This window comes from Erysipelatoclostridium sp. An173 (genome assembly GCF_002160495.1).
Taxonomy (GTDB): domain Bacteria; phylum Bacillota_I; class Bacilli_A; order Erysipelotrichales; family Coprobacillaceae; genus Thomasclavelia; species Thomasclavelia merdavium.
The window spans coordinates 138,494-157,942 of record NZ_NFKR01000002.1; the positions used below are offsets into that span (position 1 = coordinate 138,494).

The 19,449-nt window shown below is 28.8% G+C and carries 21 protein-coding genes and 1 other annotated feature; of the genes, 17 read left to right on the plus strand and 4 right to left on the minus strand.

Annotation, left to right across the window (positions count from 1 at the left end):
- Positions 1-91 precede the first annotated feature (91 nt).
- The 6 genes from B5F09_RS01600 to B5F09_RS01625 all read left to right on the plus strand — a co-directional run bounded on the left by B5F09_RS01600 (position 92) and on the right by B5F09_RS01625 (position 7,026).
- Positions 92-523 (plus strand): cell division protein SepF, encoded by a 432-nt coding sequence (locus tag B5F09_RS01600; protein ID WP_087299458.1) that lies wholly within the window; start codon positions 92-94, stop codon positions 521-523.
- Between the two features lie 31 nt (positions 524-554).
- Entirely contained in the window at positions 555-1,313 is a 759-nt protein-coding gene (locus B5F09_RS01605) for an RNA-binding protein (protein ID WP_087370876.1), read from the plus strand.
- Positions 1,314-1,325: 12 nt separating this feature from the next.
- Positions 1,326-1,781 carry a DivIVA domain-containing protein gene (locus B5F09_RS01610; RefSeq protein ID WP_087370878.1) on the plus strand — a complete coding sequence of 152 codons (456 nt, stop codon included), beginning with the start codon at positions 1,326-1,328 and terminating at the stop codon, positions 1,779-1,781.
- Positions 1,753-1,960 (plus strand) — a binding site (T-box leader). Its footprint overlaps the gene before it by 29 nt.
- Positions 1,961-2,006: 46 nt before the next feature.
- Positions 2,007-4,736: an isoleucine--tRNA ligase gene (gene ileS, locus B5F09_RS01615; protein ID WP_087299464.1), complete on the plus strand. Its 2,730-nt coding sequence runs from the start codon at positions 2,007-2,009 to the stop codon at positions 4,734-4,736.
- Between the two features lie 203 nt (positions 4,737-4,939).
- On the plus strand, positions 4,940-6,187 hold the full coding sequence (locus B5F09_RS01620) for a D-alanyl-D-alanine carboxypeptidase family protein (RefSeq protein ID WP_087370881.1): 1,248 nt from the start codon (positions 4,940-4,942) through the stop codon (positions 6,185-6,187).
- A 143-nt stretch (positions 6,188-6,330) separates the two neighbouring features.
- The gene (locus tag B5F09_RS01625; protein WP_087370884.1) at positions 6,331-7,026 is read left to right on the plus strand and encodes a LytTR family DNA-binding domain-containing protein; all 696 of its coding nucleotides are present in this window, start codon (positions 6,331-6,333) and stop codon (positions 7,024-7,026) included.
- A 17-nt stretch (positions 7,027-7,043) separates the two neighbouring features.
- On the opposite strand, the gene B5F09_RS01630 is transcribed toward B5F09_RS01625, so the two are convergent.
- Complete coding sequence (locus B5F09_RS01630; RefSeq protein WP_087299470.1) at positions 7,044-7,244, minus strand: hypothetical protein; 201 nt, start codon at positions 7,242-7,244, stop codon at positions 7,044-7,046.
- Positions 7,245-7,337: 93 nt separating this feature from the next.
- Here B5F09_RS01630 and B5F09_RS01635 point away from each other — a divergent pair, with 93 nt between their 5' ends.
- From B5F09_RS01635 to B5F09_RS01655, 5 genes are all read left to right on the plus strand, one after another.
- Positions 7,338-7,991, plus strand: coding sequence for an HAD family hydrolase (locus B5F09_RS01635; RefSeq protein WP_087370888.1), 654 nt, complete (start codon positions 7,338-7,340; stop codon positions 7,989-7,991).
- The gene (locus B5F09_RS01640; RefSeq protein ID WP_087299474.1) at positions 7,975-8,421 is read left to right on the plus strand and encodes a DUF523 domain-containing protein; all 447 of its coding nucleotides are present in this window, start codon (positions 7,975-7,977) and stop codon (positions 8,419-8,421) included. Before B5F09_RS01635 ends, B5F09_RS01640 begins: the two co-directional genes overlap by 17 nt.
- A 2-nt stretch (positions 8,422-8,423) precedes the next feature.
- Positions 8,424-9,359, plus strand: a complete 936-nt coding sequence (locus tag B5F09_RS01645) for a type I phosphomannose isomerase catalytic subunit (protein WP_087370892.1) — start codon at positions 8,424-8,426, stop codon at positions 9,357-9,359.
- 88 nt (positions 9,360-9,447) lie between these two features.
- The gene (locus B5F09_RS01650) at positions 9,448-9,651 is read left to right on the plus strand and encodes a hypothetical protein (protein ID WP_239404207.1); all 204 of its coding nucleotides are present in this window, start codon (positions 9,448-9,450) and stop codon (positions 9,649-9,651) included.
- Between the two features lie 14 nt (positions 9,652-9,665).
- A complete protein-coding gene (locus tag B5F09_RS01655) occupies positions 9,666-10,034 on the plus strand; it encodes a VOC family protein (protein WP_087299480.1) in 369 nt (122 codons plus the stop codon).
- An 849-nt stretch (positions 10,035-10,883) separates the two neighbouring features.
- Here the strand turns inward: B5F09_RS01655 and B5F09_RS01660 are convergent.
- Genes B5F09_RS01660 through B5F09_RS01670 form a run of 3 tightly spaced genes read right to left on the minus strand, consistent with a single transcriptional unit; the run spans position 10,884 to position 12,720 of the window.
- The gene (locus B5F09_RS01660) at positions 10,884-11,303 is read right to left on the minus strand and encodes a thioesterase family protein (RefSeq protein ID WP_087370895.1); all 420 of its coding nucleotides are present in this window, start codon (positions 11,301-11,303) and stop codon (positions 10,884-10,886) included.
- Complete coding sequence (locus tag B5F09_RS01665; protein WP_087370898.1) at positions 11,300-11,962, minus strand: MBL fold metallo-hydrolase; 663 nt, start codon at positions 11,960-11,962, stop codon at positions 11,300-11,302. The genes B5F09_RS01660 and B5F09_RS01665 overlap by 4 nt, the downstream gene beginning before the upstream one ends.
- Positions 11,963-11,985: 23 nt before the next feature.
- Positions 11,986-12,720 carry a YebC/PmpR family DNA-binding transcriptional regulator gene (locus B5F09_RS01670; RefSeq protein ID WP_087299486.1) on the minus strand — a complete coding sequence of 245 codons (735 nt, stop codon included), beginning with the start codon at positions 12,718-12,720 and terminating at the stop codon, positions 11,986-11,988.
- Between the two features lie 154 nt (positions 12,721-12,874).
- On the opposite strand from B5F09_RS01670, the gene B5F09_RS01675 reads away from it, so the two are divergent.
- The 6 genes from B5F09_RS01675 (at position 12,875) to B5F09_RS01700 (ending at position 19,058) form a co-directional block, all read left to right on the plus strand.
- The gene (locus tag B5F09_RS01675) at positions 12,875-13,444 is read left to right on the plus strand and encodes a hypothetical protein (protein WP_087299488.1); all 570 of its coding nucleotides are present in this window, start codon (positions 12,875-12,877) and stop codon (positions 13,442-13,444) included.
- Between the two features lie 4 nt (positions 13,445-13,448).
- A complete protein-coding gene (locus B5F09_RS01680) occupies positions 13,449-14,087 on the plus strand; it encodes a LytTR family DNA-binding domain-containing protein (RefSeq protein WP_087370902.1) in 639 nt (212 codons plus the stop codon).
- A 181-nt stretch (positions 14,088-14,268) separates the two neighbouring features.
- Positions 14,269-15,402, plus strand: coding sequence for an aminoacetone oxidase family FAD-binding enzyme (locus B5F09_RS01685; RefSeq protein ID WP_087370905.1), 1,134 nt, complete (start codon positions 14,269-14,271; stop codon positions 15,400-15,402).
- On the plus strand, positions 15,386-16,966 hold the full coding sequence (locus B5F09_RS01690; protein WP_087370908.1) for an NAD(P)/FAD-dependent oxidoreductase: 1,581 nt from the start codon (positions 15,386-15,388) through the stop codon (positions 16,964-16,966). The genes B5F09_RS01685 and B5F09_RS01690 overlap by 17 nt, the downstream gene beginning before the upstream one ends.
- Positions 16,967-16,975: 9 nt before the next feature.
- Positions 16,976-18,379, plus strand: coding sequence for a TrkH family potassium uptake protein (locus B5F09_RS01695; protein ID WP_087370911.1), 1,404 nt, complete (start codon positions 16,976-16,978; stop codon positions 18,377-18,379).
- A gap of 13 nt (positions 18,380-18,392) precedes the next feature.
- Positions 18,393-19,058: a TrkA family potassium uptake protein gene (locus tag B5F09_RS01700; RefSeq protein ID WP_087370914.1), complete on the plus strand. Its 666-nt coding sequence runs from the start codon at positions 18,393-18,395 to the stop codon at positions 19,056-19,058.
- Positions 19,059-19,449 lie beyond the last annotated feature (391 nt).

Genomic DNA, 19,449 nt, shown 5'->3' on the forward strand with positions numbered 1-19,449 from the left:
CTTTTGTTTTTAACTTGATTTAATAATCCTTTAATGATATGAAATATTATGTTATAATGGACTAGAAATAAGTTAAGGAGGTTTATACTTCATGGGATACGGACAAAAAGTAAAGAAATGGTTTTTTGACGAAGACGGTGACGAAGTTGAAGAATATGAAGATGTAGAAATTGATACAGAACCAAAAACAAGTTTGTTTGAACAAGCTAAGTTTTCAAAAACTAGTGATGCAATTAAAGCTTTGAATGCTAATAAAGATAGTCAATTAATCTTATTTGAGCCTCGAGCTTTTGCAGAAACTCAAGATATTGCTAATTATTTAAAATTAAGAAAAGCAGCTGTAGTTAATTTACATCGCTTGCAAAAAGAGCAGTCTAAACGAGTTGTCGATTTCTTAAGTGGAGTCATCTATGCAATTGAAGGTGATATCCAAAGAATTGGACCTAGAATTTTCTTATGTACTCCTAAAAATATTGGGGTTTCTGGAACAATTGATTTAGATGATGAAGAAGCCGATGAATAATAAGTATTAGCCTAGCTAATACTTTTTCGTTGTGTTAGAACATTTTAAAGGTGAAGAAGTCTTTGTTAAAAAAGTTTTGGAATATAGAGATCAAGCTTTATATAAACAAAGACTTATCTTAACTAAATTTTTAAACCCATATCATCAATCAATTGTTTATTCAATAATTGGCAATAATGAAGATTTAATTGTCAAAGAAGCTGGCGGTATGGATAATAGTGAAATGAAAAGAATGATTATTGCCCCAGTCTTTTATGAAATTGAAGATCAAGATTTTGAAATTGCTTTAGTAAAGATAAAATATGCCCAATCATTTGGTAAATTAACTCATCGTGATATTTTAGGGGCATTGATGTCATTAGGGGTTAAAAGAGAGTTATTTGGTGACATTTATGAATATCAAGATGATTTTTATGTAGCGATGGATCAAAAAATATATGAATATGTTAAAGATAATTTGACCAAAATAAAACGTAGTAAAGTTAAAACTAGTTTAAGTGATGAAAAAATTATCATCGAACATCAATATGTAATGAAAACATTTATTGTTTCTTCATTACGTTTAGATAAAGTAGTTGCTACAATATATGGTCTACCTAGAAGTAAGGCAGTTAGCTATATTCGCTCAGGTTTTGTAAAAGTTAATCATAAAGAAGTTGAAGAAATAAATTATTTGTGTAATAATAGTGATATAATATCGTTAAGACGGCATGGAAGGGTTAAATTTGTCGATACTAAGCGACTTACAAAACAGAATAATCATGTTGTTGAGGGGTATTTTTATAAGTAGGGAGTTGATACGATGAGTGATTTTAAAAAGCAGTTAATGGGTTATAATGTTCATGAAGTTGACTATAAGATTGATGATTATCTTAAACAAATAGAAAACTTAAAAAGACAAGTTGCTAGTTTAACTGAAGAATTAGATCGTGTTAAAGAACAAAACTCATTGTTACAACATCGTGTCAATATAACTGAAAAGACTAATGAGGAAATTGCTCGTTTAGCTTTAAAAGAAGCTAGTGAATTAATTGATAAGGCTAAACGAAATGCAAATATGATTTTAAAGGAATCATTAGATTATGTTCGAAATCTATCAAGTGAAATGAGCGATTTCAAAGATCAGGCAATTAGATTTAGAGCTTCAGTGCAAAAAATGTCTCAGGATATTTTGGATTCAATAGATAATTCTGAAGTTTTTAATTTAATTAACGAAGATGAAGAAAATGATAAATACGATGAAAGAGACAGTTTATAGTAAGATGTTTCTAGAGAGCTGATGGCTGGTGGAAATCAGTAACTATTATTATAATGAATCACTCTGGAGTAGCGCCTTGAAATTAGTAGGGGTCGCCGTTGATTGCGTTAAAATCTCAAGTGCGTGTTTAAGTTTGATAACACGAATTAAGGTGGTACCGCGGTTTATTCGTCCTTTTGTATAAAAGGACTTTTTTTATTAGTTTAATTTGGAGGAAAGAAAGAGATGAATTACAAAGACACTTTATTGATGCCAAAAACTGATTTTGAAATGCGAGGGAATCTTCCTAAAAAAGAACCTAAGTATGTAGAACGTTGGCAAGAAGCAAACATGTATGAAAAAGTACTTGAACAAAACAAAGGAAATGAAGAATTTGTTTTCCATGATGGTCCACCATATGCCAATGGTAATATGCATATGGGACATATGTTGAACAAAGTTATTAAAGACGTAATTGTTCGTTATAAAAATATGAATGGAATTTATACACCATATATTCCAGGCTGGGATACTCATGGTTTACCAATTGAAAATGCTATTCAAAAATTAGGGGTAAATCGTAAAGAAATGTCAACTGCTGATTTTAGAGAAAAATGTAAAGAATATGCTTATCAGCAAGTTGATAAACAAAAAGAGCAATTAATTAGAATGGGGACATTTGCAGATTATAAACATCCATATTTAACATTAATGCCTGAATTTGAAGCAAATCAAATCGATGTTTTTGCTAAAATGGCTATGGATGGATTAATCTTTAAAGGTTTAAAACCAGTATACTGGTCACCATCTAGTGAATCAGCATTAGCTGAAGCTGAAATCGAATACCATGATATTAAAAGTCCAACTATTTATGTAAAATTCCAAGTTAAAGATGGTAAAGGAATTTTAGATAATGATACTTATTTTGTAATCTGGACAACTACACCATGGACAATTCCTGCCAACTTAGCAATCTGTTTAAATGAAAATTTCAATTATGCAGTTGTTGATACACCTAAAGGTAAATTAATTGTTTTAGATGAATTAGTTGATTCATTAATGGAAAAATTTGAAATTACTGAATATAAAGTAATCAAACACTATAAAGGTAGTGAATTAGAAATGATTACTTGTCAACATCCTTTATATGATCGTGAATCATTAATTATTTTAGGTGACCACGTTACAACTGATGCCGGTACTGGATGCGTTCATACAGCGCCAGGTTTTGGGGCTGACGACTTTTATGTAGGTCAAAAATATGGTCTACCAGCTTATTGTAATGTTGATGAACATGGCTGCATGATGGAAGAATGCGGTGAATGGTTAGCAGGACAATATGTTGATGATGCTAATAAAACAGTAACTTTAAAATTAGATGAACTAGGTGTTTTATTAAAACTTGAATTTATTAAACATAGTTATCCTCATGACTGGAGAACTAAAAAACCAATTATCTTTAGAGCAACTGATCAATGGTTCTGTTCATTAGATAAAATTAGAGATAAATTATTAAATGAAATTGATAAAGTTAACTGGTTGAATGAATGGGGTCATATTCGTATTTATAATATGATCAAAGAACGTGGTGACTGGTGTATTTCTCGTCAAAGATCTTGGGGTGTACCAATTCCAATTATCTATTGTGAAGATGGTACGCCAATCATGGAAGAAAAAGTGTTTAAACATATTTCTGATTTATTTAGAAAATATGGTTCAAATGTCTGGTTTGAACGTGATGAAAAAGATTTATTACCTGCAGGATATACAAATGAACATTCACCAAATGGTATTTTTAAAAAAGAAAAAGATATCATGGATGTTTGGTTTGATTCAGGATCAAGTCATACTGGATGTATGATTGAACGTGGTTATCGTTATCCAGTTGATTTATACTTTGAAGGAAGCGACCAATATCGTGGCTGGTTTAACTCTTCATTAATTGTTGGTACGGCTGCTCATGGTCAAGCACCATATAAAACAGTTTTATCTCATGGATTTGTTTTAGATGGTAAAGGAAACAAGATGTCTAAATCATTAGGTAATACTGTTGATCCAATTAAATTAGTTAATCAATTTGGTGCTGATATTGTTAGACTTTGGGCAACTTCTGTTGCTTATCAGCAAGATGTTAGAATTAGTAATGATATTATGAAACAAATTTCTGAAAACTATCGTAAAATTAGAAATACAATGCGTTTCGTTCTTGGAAATTTAAATGATTTTAAAGAAAATGATTTAGTAGCTATTAAAGATTTAGCACCAGTAGATCGCTATATGTTAGCAGAGTTAAATGATTTAATTGATGGTTATAATAATGCTTATGAAAACTTTGATTTTGCAGAAGCAAACCAATTGATCTTAAATTATTTCACTAACTTATTAAGTTCATTCTATATGGACTTTACTAAAGATATTCTTTATATCGAAAAAGCTGATAGTTTAAGAAGACGTCAAGTTCAAACGGTATTATATTATCACGCTAAAATCATGATGAAATTAATTTCACCAGTATTAGTATTTACTGCTGAAGAATTACATGATCATTTCCATTGTGATGAAAATAAAGCAGAATCAGTATTCTTAGAACCAGCTTATCAAAAAATTGAATTAGAAGATAGCGAAAGCTTAAAAGAATACTTTAAACGTTTCTTAGATTTACGTAAAGATGTTTTAAAAGCATTAGAACAATTACGTAATGATAAAGTAATTAAATCTAATATGGAAGCTAAAGTAACTATTTCTTTAAAAGATGATTATAAAGATATGGAAAAATTAGCTGATGATTTAAAACAATTATTTATTGTTGCTAAAGTTAATTTAGTAGAAGATACTACTTTAGAAGAATTTGATAGTGCTTATATTAAAGCAGAAAAATTCAATGGACATCAATGTCCACGTTGCTGGAATTACTTTGATGAAGATGAAATGGAAGGCGAATTATGCCATCGTTGTCATGATGTAATTAATGGTTAATTAGATAAAATACCCCAAGCTGTATATTACAACTTGGGGTTTAGTGCGTTTTAAGAATATTTTTTGCAATTTATTGGCTTGATTTAATAAAATAATATTGTTGAAAAGAGTCGAAAGTGCTAAAATAAACTAGCAAATAACCTTAATAATTAAATCGAGGGAATTATAGATTGGGAAAATAATTTTATATGGGAGGAAAATTAATGGTTAAAAAATTATTAGTTGCCATTATTATGGTAATAAGTATTTTTACTAGTAATATACCAGTAAAAGCTTTAGAAAATAGTGAACCAATCACAACTTTATCATGCCAATATGCTGTGGCAATCGATGCTAAATCAGGGCTGGTATTATACAATAAAAACATGGATGAAAGAATGTATCCGGCTAGTATGACTAAAGTCATGACTGTAATTGTGGCATTAGAGATGATGAAAGATACATCAACAACGACAGTTATTACTCAAAGTGATATTGATACAGTTTGGGAAACAGGAGCATCTTCAGCTAATTTTGAAGTTGGTGAAGTAGTTACATATGAAGATCTTTTATATGGAGCAATATTGCCAAGTGGTGCTGATGCTACTAGAGCATTAGCTAATAATTTATGTGGTTCTCAAGAAGCTTTTGTTGCTAAAATGAATGAATTAGCTGGTGAGTTAGGATTAAAAGATACTCATTTTGTAAATACTACAGGTATTCATGATGATAACCATTATACTACTGCTCATGATATGGCTTTAATTGTTAAACATGCGATTGAAAATGATAAGTTTAGAGAAATATATGGTCAACGTTATCATACTTCATCTAATGGATTACATCAGTGGGTTAATAAATCGATTTATAATGCGCGTCGAGCTGGAATAGATATTACTAATATTTTAGGATGTAAAAGTGGTTATACTAATCAAGCTAAAAACTGTTTATCAAGTCTAGATACTGTTAACGGTAATGAAATTATCACTATTGTAGCACATAGTACTAATGAAGTAAGAACAAGTGCAGCAGTTTGTGATACTTTAGATATTATGAACTATGTAGGACAGCGTTATTCTTTGCAAAATATCTTAACAAAGGGTAATGAAGTTGACACTTTAAAAGTAGATTTAGCTAAAGATAATAAATCAGTAGTAATTACTAATCAAAATGATGCAACAGCTTTTTTACCAAATAATTTTAATTTAGAAGAGCTGGATTATCGATATTCATTTGATAAATTAAAAGCACCATTAAAAAAAGGAACTAAAGTTGGAAATCTAGAAGTATATTATGGTGATTATTTATTATATGAAGAAGATTATTTGACAACTGAAGCTATTGAAAAAGATACTGTCAAAGAAGTTACTAATAATGTTATTGATTTTATTTTCCCATATGGAATTGCTATTGTTTTAGTTGTTATATATATTTTAATTTTAAGATTTAAACCAAAACGTAGAAGAGTCTAAAGACTCTTTTTTTTAAAATTTAAATGACACACTTTTAAGAACAGCTAGGTATTTTGAATGAAATTTAATATAATGTATTTTACAAAATTAATAAATATGGGAGATATTAAAAATTAATAATTTTTAGGGGAGAGGTAGTTGTTATGCAGGTTGTCATTTTAAATAATGATAAAAAATTTCTTGATCAAATCAGAAATGAAATATATCAAATAGATCCGTTGATTGAAGTAGTTGTTTATAATGATGCTACAAAGTTTTTAGAGGACTTTGAGTTATTTTTAGATTATAGTATTTTTATTGTTGATATTCTTTTTTATAATGAAAATGGAATAGAGCTTGCTAAAAAGATCAATAATCAAATAAATGGTGCGCAAATTATTTTTGTTAGTAATTATGTTAATGTTATTAGCGAAATTTATGAAACTAAACACTGTTATTTTATCTATAAACCAAGTCTAGAAAAGTACTTATTTAAAGCATTAAAAAGAGCTATTAACAATATTAGAGAAAGTAAAAATAATATCTTGATAAACTGCCGTGGTAAAAAAATAGTTATTTCGTTATCAGAAATTATTTATTTTGAAAGAGATCTAAGAAGAACTATTATTCATTTAAATAATACTCAATATTATACTTATGATAAATTTCAATCTTTTTTAGATTTAGTACCAGATAATTTTTTTGAATGTCATCGTAGTTTTATTGTTAATTTTAATGAAGTAAGGGAACATCAAAGAAATCGTTTTATTTTAAAAAATAACGTAGTAATTCCTATTAGTCGTAGTCACGAAAAACAGGCAAAAGATGCTTTTGAAAACTATTTAATGTATAGCCAATAAAAAAATGAGCAAAATGCTCATTTTTTTTGACTGTTTTTATCTACGATTCGATCTAAACCATAACCAATAACTCTGCCAATTAAAGCAGTAATCAAAAATATTAATGCCATCCAGGAACTTACAGAACCAAAGAAATACTGAAATGCAAAATAGATAATTCCAATAGCTAAACCTAATGATGTTCCTAAGTTCATGAAAATAGTACTTTTTTCTTCCATTATTTCACTCCTCAATAAAGAAATTATACCACAACTTTATAAGCATACAAGAAAAATATGTGCTATAATACGTTTGAAAAATGGAGTGATTAAATGATAAATACAATTATATTTGATTTAGATGGTACTTTGGTAGATTCTTTAGTTGATTTAGCTAACACAACTAACCAGATTCTTCAAGAATACAATTATCCAACCTATCCAGTTGATAAATATCGTCACTTTGTAGGTAATGGTATTATTAAGCTGATTGAACGTGTTTTACCACAAGATGGTCAGGATAAGATATCAGAATTTAAAAAACGTTTCGATCAATTATATGAACAAAAATGTCTTGAAAATACTAAGCCATATCCAGGAATTAAAGAATTAGTCGATGATTTGGTTAATAAAGGTTATAATTTAGCAGTAGTAACAAATAAACCACACGATCATGCGGTAAAAATTGTTAAAACTTTATTTCCTGATTGTTTTGATTATGTTTTTGGTAATAATCCATTACAGCCAAAAAAACCAGATCCTTGTCTAACTAATCTGGCAATTAGTTTACTTGATGTTAAAAAAAATCAAGTAGTATATATTGGTGATAGTGATGTTGATATGCAAACTGCTTTAAATACTAAAGTAAAATCAATAGGAGTTGCCTGGGGTTTTCGTGGACGTGAGGAATTATTAGCAAGTGGTGCTGATGCTGTTGCTAATCAAGCTAATGATATTATGGAGATAATTGATGATTGGAATAAGTAGTTGTTTGGCTGGCTGTAAATGTACTTATAAAGGTAGTGATAACTTAATTGATGAAGCCAAACAATTGGTTGATGATGGTAAAGCTGTTTTGATTTGTCCAGAAGTTTTAGGGAATTTAGGGACCCCTCGATTGCCTTGTGAAATAATAGGTGATCGGGTAATTGATATTGAAGGTAATGATAAAACAGAAGCCTATCGATTAGGTGCAAAAAAAGCATTAGAAATTTTAAAAGAAAATCATGTTGAAGTAGTCTTGATGAAAGCAAAAAGTCCTAGTTGTGGCAAAGGGTTTATTTATGATGGTACTTTTTCACATCGACTTGTAAAAGGTGATGGTATTACTTGCCAATTATTACAAAACCATGGCATAATAGTATATAGTGAAGATGAAATAGAAGATTTTTTAAAATTTATAGAAAAGAGGTTATAAAAATGGGGCATATTTTAAAAGTCAAACCAGTATTTAAAGAAATGATTTGGGGTGGACACAAATTAAAAGATGTTTACGGTTTTGATATTCCAAGTGATCATACTGGTGAATGCTGGGCAATTTCAGCTCATAAAAACGGTGATTGTACAATTTCTGGTGGTGAATTTGATGGTAAAACATTATCACAACTATGGCAAGAACATCGTGAATTATTTGGAAATATCGAAGGTGAAGAATTTCCATTATTAATCAAAATTATTGATGCTTGTAATGATTTATCAGTTCAAGTTCATCCTAATGATGAATATGCAAAAGTTCATGAAAATTCATTAGGTAAAACAGAATGCTGGTATGTTTTAGGTGTTGATGAAGGAACACAAATGGTTATGGGACATCATGCTAAAACAAAAGAAGAATTAGTTAAAGCAATTGAAAATGATGATTATGATAATTTATTAAATAAATTTCCAATTAAAGAGGGAGACTTTTTCTATATTCCTTCAGGAACTATTCATGCAATTTGCAGTGGTTCATTAATTTATGAAGCTCAACAATCTTCAGATATTACATATCGTGTATATGATTATCATCGTAAAGATGCAAATGGTAATGAAAGAGAATTGCATGTACAACAATCAATTGATGTATCAACAGTTCCTTATCAGCCATATTCACTAGCAAATCAAGAAGTTAGTGATTTACAAAACGGAATAGCTACTAAATTAGTATCTAGTGAATTCTTTACACTTACTAAATATGAAATGAATGGTGAAAATACAATCAATAACGATAAACCTTTCCAAATGGTTACTGTCATCAAAGGTAATGGGACAATTGATGGAAATGACGTAAAAATGGGTGATAACTTTGTTGTATGCAGTGACCAGGATGCTGTTGTATACGACGGTAATATGACTGTAATGATCTGTACTTTATAATATGCAGTGTAGTAATTGTGGTCATGAGTTTAAACCCAACTCATTTGCTTATAAAGCTCGTCAAAGATGTCCAGAATGTGGAACAATAATGCAGATTCAATTTCCTCCGGGTATTGGATTTATACCAGTAATTATCGCTTTTATTGTTGCTGTTTACGTAGTAACAGTAATTGGTTATGATTTAATAGTTGGTTTAAGTATTTTTGTTTTAGTATATTGGCCAATAGAAATTATTATGGACCTTATTTTAATATATTTTGATCAATATCAATTACATGAATTAGATCGTTAATTAAAGGAGAAAGTATGAAATTTAAATGTATTCATTGCAATATTAATATTACTGATATTGAACGCAGTGTAGATTTTTATCAAAAAGCTTTAGGTATGAAAGTTGTTCGTACTAAAGAAGCAAGCGATGGTAGCTTTATTTTAACTTATTTAAATGATGGAGAATCAGATTTTGAAATTGAATTAACATGGTTAAAAGATCATCCTCAAGCTTATGAATTAGGTGAAAATGAAAGTCATATTTGTTTTGAAGTAGAGGATTATCAAAAAGCATATCAGCTACACAAGGATATGGGTTGTATTTGTTTTGAAAATAAAGCAATGGGATTATATTTTATCCATGATCCTGATGATTACTGGATTGAAATATTGCCAAAAAAATAAGAAATTAATTTTAATTGATTAATTATATTTAGACAAATCTAAATATAACACTTGATTTTTTATTGTGATTATTATATGATGATTTTGTCAAATATTCCAAAAGAAAAGGATGAGCTGCTACTCATCCTTTTCGCTGTTTTACGGGTCATAGATTATGTTAGTCTAATTTATTAGACTTTATTAAATATATTATTAAAAATAGGATAATCAAATATTCCATTTAGAGGAACATCTCCTATTTTAGTGGTGACCCGCTGGTAGAAAATAAACATCTTTCTATCCTCCCTCCATTAAAACAGCTGGTGCACCATACCTATATTATACTTCAAAGGATAATAATTTTTGTCTCAACTTCATTATAAATTTGTATCAGTAATGTTTAAAAAATAATTATTTTATTTGTAGAGTAAGAGATGATTTTGATAAAAACACTTGATTATTTTATGTGATTATTATATGATGTTTTTGTCAATATTCTAGATGAAAATAATAAGTTGATTTATGGGTCAAAGATATTTTTAGTCTAGTTTATTAGACTTTATTAAATATATTATTAAAAATAGGATAATCAAATATTTCAAACAAAAAAGATGAGTTGCTCCTCATCTTTTTTGCTTTTAAAAAAATATTATTAGTTCAGTTTATTAGAGTTTTATTAAATAAAGAATTAAAATAGGATAGTAAATATTCTTTTTAGAAAGACATTCTCTATTTTATAGATGACTTGCTGGTAGAAAATAAATGTCTTTCTATCCTCTCCATTAAAATAACTGGTGTATTATAGCTAGATATTTTTAATAATAGTAATTGTGTTTTAACATTATAAATATGTATTAAAAAAGATATCAATTAAATGATATCTTTTAATACGTTTTTAAACAATTGATCAAATTCCGGTTTAGCACGTTTTAAACTAACTGGTCTTCCATCTCTAGTCATAAAGCAATGCCTTGAAGTACCAGTAGTACATAGCTTATTATTTTGATTATAAATTTCATATTTAAAAGCGAAACGAACACCAGTATAGTCAGTTACGCTTACTTTGATAGTAGCTAAATCATCAAAGTACATCATATTTAGATATTGACAATTTACTTCTAAGACAGGGGAGATGATTCCTTCATCTTCCATTTTTTTATATGTTAAACCGATTTGGTTCATATAGTCAATACGCGCTTCTTCGAACCAGCGAATATAATTGGAATGATGAATAATTCCCATTTGATCTGTTTCGTAGTATTTAGCTAAATGTTGATATGGTTTGATCATAATAAATTAAATTCTTCTCCTTCATATTTTATTTTGATAATATTATGATATTGATTTAGTGGTGGATTATCAATAGCTTCAAGCATTTTTTGAGTACTTTCAGTAAAATGCATAGGTAATACATATTTAATGGTTACATTTTTTAAAATATAATCCATTCCCCACCAGATTGTTTCTTCTAATCGAGGATCTAAAGCAGTCATTAATAAGTCAAAATGGATATTTTTGATTTTATTAATTTCTTGTTTAAAAGTGTTTTCTTGATATTTGTTATCTTCATCTGGTTCACCAATCCAGTGCCACCAGTGTAAATCACCACCATGATATAGATATTTGTCTTCAACATTAACAACAAAGGCCACTCCTAAATCAGTCGATAATAATGTTTGAATTTTTAAGTCATCAATTTGATAAGATTTATTAGGAGCTACTTTTATTCCTTTATTATTAATACCTTGATCGATAATATATGTAATATTAGGATGATCGATATGATAAATTTCAGGATTATAGTGATCGTAGTGATTATGGGAAACAAAAACATAAAGAGGTTTTGATTTATTTAATTTAGGAATATTTCCCAGGTAATAATCGAATAATAACAAATGATGTTCTAATTCAACTAGGAAACCACTATTATAAAGATAAGTTATTTTCATTTTTACCTCCAAAAAAAGGGAGATTACTCTCCCTCATCATAGTTTGCAACGTTATGATAGATATGGTCAACATCATCACAATCATTAAGATTGTTCATTAGTCTTTCGAATAATTCCATATCTTCACCTTCAAGTTCAACTGTTTCTTGAGGAACTGTTTGAATTTCATCGATATCAAATTCAACATCAGCTTTTACCCCTTCGATAGCTTCCTTGATTTTATTTAAATCTGATGGTTCTCCAATAACTTTAATTGATCCATCATCTTCACTAATTATATCTCTAGCATCGATTTCTGCCATTACTAAAGCATCTAAAACTGCTTCTTCATCCAATCCTTTAAAGCTTACTACAGACATTGTATCATATTGATAAGCAACTGAACCTTCATTTCCTAATTTAGCTTTAGATTTAGTGAATGCTGGACGTACTTGTGAAATAGTACGATTAATATTGTCAGTTAAACAATTAACAATTAAAGTCGCACCACCAGCTGCATAACCTTCAAATACTTTTTCTTCATAATTTTCAGTTACACCACTTTTTACTTTATCAACTGCTCTTTTGATAACATCAGCAGGTACTTGTTCTTTTTTAGCTTTTTCAATTATTCTTCTTAAAGCAAGGTTTCCATCGGGTTCTGGACCACCAGCTTTAGCAATTAAATAAATTTCTTTACCATAACGTGAGTATAGTTTAGCTTTTTTAGCAGCTGTTTTGGCCATTGCCACTTTACGCACTTCATGTGCTCTACCCATAAATAATTCCTCCTTAAAGTGATAAATTCTTTTAAATTATACACTTATCATCTAATATTATCAAGTAGCGTTTTTATCCTGATTTATTGTTATTTATCCCATTATAGCTCAATTATTCATAAAACTAGCTATAATATATGTAGAGGTGGTAAATATGAACTGGCTTTATATAATTAAAAAAGATAATAGTTCATGGTTAGCTAAAATAATTTGTATTATTTTATATGGTGCAATATATTTAGTAGTTATTTTATTAGCAAGTAACTTATTTTATAGTTGGCGTTACTTAATTACTGCATTAATTTTTTTATATTTTATCTTATTTATAATACCTGCATTTGTTTATCCGTTTTGGGCTGTTAGTGAAGATAAGCTTGTTTTAGTATATTTAAATAATTACCGACAAAAATGGCGTTATATACTTACTCGTAAGGCAAACTTAATTATTCCTTTTACAGTAATTGATAAAATAAAAATTAGTTACGTTAAAACATCAGCGACTTTTATTTATAATAATGGTTATAGTTTAATTTTTGAAATTCAATTGATTGATGGTAATATTATTAAAATGGATGCGTTGTTTAATGCGGATAAAACTAAGTTTGTAGCAGCAATTAGATATATGCAAAAACATGGAGTAAAGTTTGAAGATCACTTAAAGTTAATTAAAGCAATTGAATCAGGTTATAATTTATATCAATATATTCAAAAATTAGAGGTTTAAAAAGATGTTAAATATTTATATCAGCAATAATATAGAATATTGGCGTGAAAAATTAAGATTTTTAGATCAAAAAGTAAAATGTTATGAAAATTTTGATTTAAGTATCAACTATAATTTAGGTATTTGTGATTCAATAGATGACTTGATTAAATTAAAAGATATTAATAATAAGTGTATTTTAATTTTTATAATTGATAATTATGAACAGATTTTTGAATATCAGAAATTTAATATTCATTATTATTTAAGAAAGAATTTTTTTGAAAAAGATATTGAAAAAATAAAGGACTCTTTAATAGCATTATTAAAGAATAAAAATAAAGTGATTAAATATAAAAGTGGCTTAATTGAATATGAGATTAATATTGATAATATATTATATATTGAATCATATCGTAATGAAATTATTATTCATACTAAGCTTCTTGATTATTCTCGTCGCTTTTCTTTAAAGAAAATTTTAAAAGAACTTGATAATCGTTTTGTTCAATGCCATAAATCTTATCTTGTTAATATTGAAAATGTAACTAACTTGTTTTATGACCATTTAGAGATTAATAATATAATAAAAATACCAGTAGGCAGAAAATATCAACTATTAGTTAAAAATAAGTATCAAAATTATCAAAATAGAAACTTTTAATAAAATCTGGATATAGTTGTATATCTAGATTTTTTAATTATTAACCCCCTATAAATAAGATTATAAATAAAAAATATGCTTATTAATAGCAACAAAAAAAACTTGATGAAATATTAAGATTAATCATCTTGAAATAGTATTTTATTGTGCTATAATCAAGTAACTACAAGGAGATTTTTTTATGAATACAACAATCATAATCGGTGCTGGAGCAAGTGGTTTATTATGCGGTCATGAACTGGCAAAAACAGGTGAAAACGTGATTATATTAGAACAGTCTAATAAATCAGGTAGAAAAATATTAGCTAGTGGTAATGGTCGTTGTAATTTATCGAACACTGATTTACAAATGAAATATTATAATACAGATGATTGGCGAATTGCTGCTATAATTAATAATTTTGATGCTAAAAAGTATTTTGAAAAAATTGGGGTGCTGGTTAGGCAAAATGGTAAACTGCTTTATCCGCGATCTAATCAAAGTTTAACTGTTAAAAATGCTTTAATGAATAATTATAATAATGTAGCTTTGATTGAAAATTGCGAAGCTTTAAAAATTACAAAACAGGGAAAAGGCTATGTAGTAACAACAACATTAGGTGATTATTATGGCGATAATATTGTTATTGCAACTGGTTCGCCAGCTTCATTATTATCAGGAAAAAATAATTATGATTTAGTTAAACAATTAGGTTTAAAAATAACAAAATTATATCCAAGTCTGGTGCAATTAAAAACTAAACCTGCTTATCGTAGCTTAAAAGGCGTTCGAGTTAAATGTATTGCTCATTTGTATGTAGATAAGCAGCTGATTGAAAGCCAGGAAGGTGAAGTTTTGTTTAGTGAAAATGGGTTATCAGGAATTTGTATTATGCAACTTTCCAGGTTGTTACCACATTATCAAGGTATAAAAGAAATATCGTTAGATTTAATGCCAGACTACGGTCAAAAAGAATTAGCTGATTTATTGCAAAAAAGAAGGCAGGATTTTAATGATTATTATCTAGCGGGTATTTTTAATGATAAATTAGCTAAAGTATTAGAAAATGTTGCTAATTTAAAAGATTGGCGTTTTTTAATAAAAGATACTTATGGCATTGAAAAAGCCCAAGTAATCAGTGGTGGTGTTAGTTTGGAAGAAGTAAATGAAAATCTAGAAGTAAATAAATATCCAAATATCTATTTAACAGGTGAATTGTTAGATGTTGACGGTGATTGTGGCGGCTATAATCTTCATTTTGCCTTTGCTTCGGGTTATCATGTGGCCAAAACAATTATAAATGGAAAAGAGGGATTAGATGCTACAAATAAATAATGTGATGGTTCCTTTAGATACAACTGACTATCAAAAAGTTATATCACAACAACTAAATATTTCTAAAAATAAGATTCGTGATGTTAAGTTAGTTAAACAGGCGGTGGACGCTAGAAGAAAAAATAAAGTTCATTTTGTTTGCAGCTTCACTTTTAATATTGACAATGAAGATCTTGTAATAGCAAAACGACCTAAATTACAGTTGTCAAAAGTAAAACCATATAATTATCCTGTGTTGAAAGCAACTGATGATCATATCGTTGTTGTTGGTAGTGGTCCAGCAGGATTATTTTGTGCCTATAGTTTGGCTAGAGCACATCAAAAAGTTACTTTAATTGAACGTGGTAGTGCAGTTGATAAACGAAAAAATGATATCGATCATTTTTTTAAAACAGGTAAGTTGAATCCTGAAAGCAATGTTCAATTTGGTGAAGGTGGTGCTGGTACATTTAGTGATGGAAAACTAACAACTGGTGTTAAGGATTATCGAAAACGTTTTATTTTAGAAACATTTGTAGAACATGGGGCTAATGATGATATATTATATTCTAATAAACCACATGTTGGTACTGATTATTTAATAAATGTTGTTGCTAATATGCGTAAGACAATTCAAAAAAACGGTGGAACGGTTTTATTTGATACAAAGCTTGTTGATTTAGAACTTGAAAATAATCAAGTAAAAAAAATAATTATTGAAAAAAATGGTCAGGTAGAAAAAATGTCTGTTGATAAACTAGTATTAGCAATAGGTCATAGTGCTCGAGATACCTATGAGATGCTTTATCAAAAAGGTTTAGAAATTAGTCAAAAACCATTTGCAGTTGGTTTTAGAATCGAGCATTTACAATCATTTATAAATGTTCATCAATATGGAAAATTTGCTAGTCATCCTCGTTTAAAAGCGGCTGATTATAAACTAGCAGTTAAAACAAGCAGTGGTCGTGGTGTTTATACATTTTGTATGTGTCCAGGAGGTCAGGTAATTAATTCAAGTAGTGAAGAAGGTGGTCTAGTTGTAAACGGAATGAGCAATCAGGCCCGTGATGATAAAAATGCCAATAGTGCTATTTTAGTTACAGTTGGACCTGATGATTTTGATAGTGATCATCCTTTGGCTGGTGTTAGTTTTCAACGTCAGTTAGAACAAAAAGCCTTTGAATTAGGTGGTCAAAATTATCATGTGCCAGTGATGCGAGTTGAAGATTATATAAATAATACAATTGCTTTAACAAGTGAAGAAGTTAATTGTAGTGTTTTACCAGCTGTCAAATATGCTAATTTAAATGAGTTGTTTCCAGAACCAATTAACCAGGCTTTAAAAGAAGGATTACAATTAATGGAACAAAAATTTTCTGGATTTACCAATCAGGCAATGTTATCGGGAGTTGAATCTCGCTCTTCTTCGCCAGTAAGATTTTATCGGGATAATAATTATCGAAGCAACATTACTAATATTTATCCAATTGGGGAAGGAGCTGGTTATGCTGGAGGAATTATGTCTAGTGCTATTGATGGTTTAAAATGCAGTGAGATTCTTTTAAAAGAAGAAAGCTGTATTTAGGAGGGAAGTATGAAAGTTTTAACGATAGGATTAAATAAGACACATCATGTGATGCGTCCAACCCGTAAAATTGCCTTGAGCTTTTTATTGGTAATTTTCATTGGCTCTGTTTTATTAACTCTGCCAATAAGTAATAATGACGGTCTAACAAGCTATTTAAATAACTTGTTTATTGCAACTTCAGCAACTTGTGTTACTGGACTGGTTCCAGTAACCCCTAGTGAGCAATATAGTTTATTTGGACAGATAGTAATTATTATATTGATTCAAATTGGCGGTTTAGGTTTTTTAACATTTTTAAATTTATTGTTAATGAAATTAAAAAAGAAAATTTCTTTAACTAATAAAGTAGTATTACAAGAAGCTTTTAATCAGCCGACATTAAATAATATTCCTAAATTCGTGAAAAATGTAATTAAATATACATTTATCGTAGAAGGAATTGGAGCTATTTTATTATCGTTTGTATTTATCCCTGATCATGGGGTTATTAAGGGTATATACTATTCGATATTTCATGCAATTTCAGCCTTTTGTAATGCCGGATTTGATGTTTTAGGTAGTAATTCATTAATTGGTTATCAAACTAACTGGTTAATTAATTTAGTTATACCTGGTTTGATTATCATGGGTGGTTTAGGATTCATTGTCTGGTTTGATATTGCTGCTTGTATTAAAAAGGAATTTAAAAGACATACTAAATTTAATAAAAAACATCTGTTTACAAGCTTTTCTTTGCACACAAAGTTAGTTTTAATTGCAACAGCATCATTATTAATTGGTGGAGCAGTAATATTCTATTTATGTGAGTTCAATAATCCTAAAACAATTGGAAATTTAAATTTAATTGATCAGATTCAGATTTCCTGGTTTCAATCAGCAACCTTAAGAACAGCTGGATTTGCATCTGTAGATATGGCTAGTTTGCATCCAGCTACTAAATTTATGATGTGTATTGTAATGTTTATTGGTGGTTCGCCAGCAGGAACTGCAGGAGGAATTAAAACAGTTACTTTCGCGCTTGGTATTTTAGAAGTATATAATATTTATCATGGGCGTAAAGAGGTTACCGTTTTTACTCGACGAATTCCTAAACATTTAATAGTACGTTCTTTTGCGATTATTTCAATGGCAGTATCTTTAGTTATCGGTGGTATCTTTATCTTGTCATTAAGTGAAACGGCAGAATTTATTGATATTTGCTTTGAGGTAGTTTCAGCTTTTGCAACAGTTGGCTTAAGTGCTTCATTAACACCGGTATTAACGGACATTGGTAAGATTGTAATTATAATTTTAATGTATGTAGGTCGAATTGGACCAATTACGATGATAATTTCATTTGCACGTAAATCGTATTTAAGATCAAGTAAGAAGGAAGTAAGATATCCTGATGGTGATATTTTACTAGGATAATGAGGTGGAAAAGATGGATAATAAACAATATGCAGTATTAGGATTAGGAATTTTTGGATCAACAGTAGCAACTACTTTAGCTAATCATGGTTATGAAGTAATTGTCATTGATAAAGATCCTATTTGTGTTCAAAGAATTGCTGATGAAGTAACTAAAGCAATTGTTGGTGATGTAACTGACATTGAAGAACTTCAAGCAGCTGGAATTGGTGATAGTGATGTTGCAATTGTAGCAATTGGAACTCATTTAGAAGAAGCTGTTTTAGCGACAATGAATCTTAAGGAATTAGGTATTCCTTATGTAATTGCTAAAGCTAAAAATAAACAATTTATGAAAATCTTAGAAAAAGTTGGTGCTAATCGTGTTATTAGAGCTGAAAAGGAAATGGGAATAAAGGTTGCTAAAAGCCTGCTTCGTAAAAGTATTGTTGATTTAGTAGAATTAGATGATGATTATTCATTAGTTGAGATTAAAGCACCACAATCTTGGGTTGGTAAAAACTTTGTAATATTAAATGTTCGGCGAGCATATGGAATGAATGTTATTGGTTTAAAACATGGTCAAGATAGGCAGTTATCATTAGACGTTGTTCCTGAATACCAGATTCAAGATGGCGATTACTTTTTGGTCATTGGAAAAACTAAGGAATTAGAGAAATTTGATTATATGACAAAGTAGAGATTTCTGCTTTGTCTTTTGTTTAAAGAGAGGTCATTTAAAAAAATATTCTTTATATTATCTTAATAGCATTTTTATATAAAAAATAAAAATGCTATTTTTTTTATTATTTTATAAGGTTTTTAAGTAAAAATTGGATAAAAATGATATTAAAATTGTATTAAGATAAAATGAAATTATTATTAAGCTTTGAATTGTTATGATATTGTAAAGTTTGATTAGTAAAGGTTGCAACTTAGGTAGAAATATGTCAAAATTGTCAAAAATAAATATATCAAGGGGGCAATGTCATTAAGTTAAGGAATGAATGACATATGAGGGTTATATTGCAAATATGCCCTCTCTTTTTTATCATTTTTTCAAAGAAAAGTATTGACATTACAACGATAGT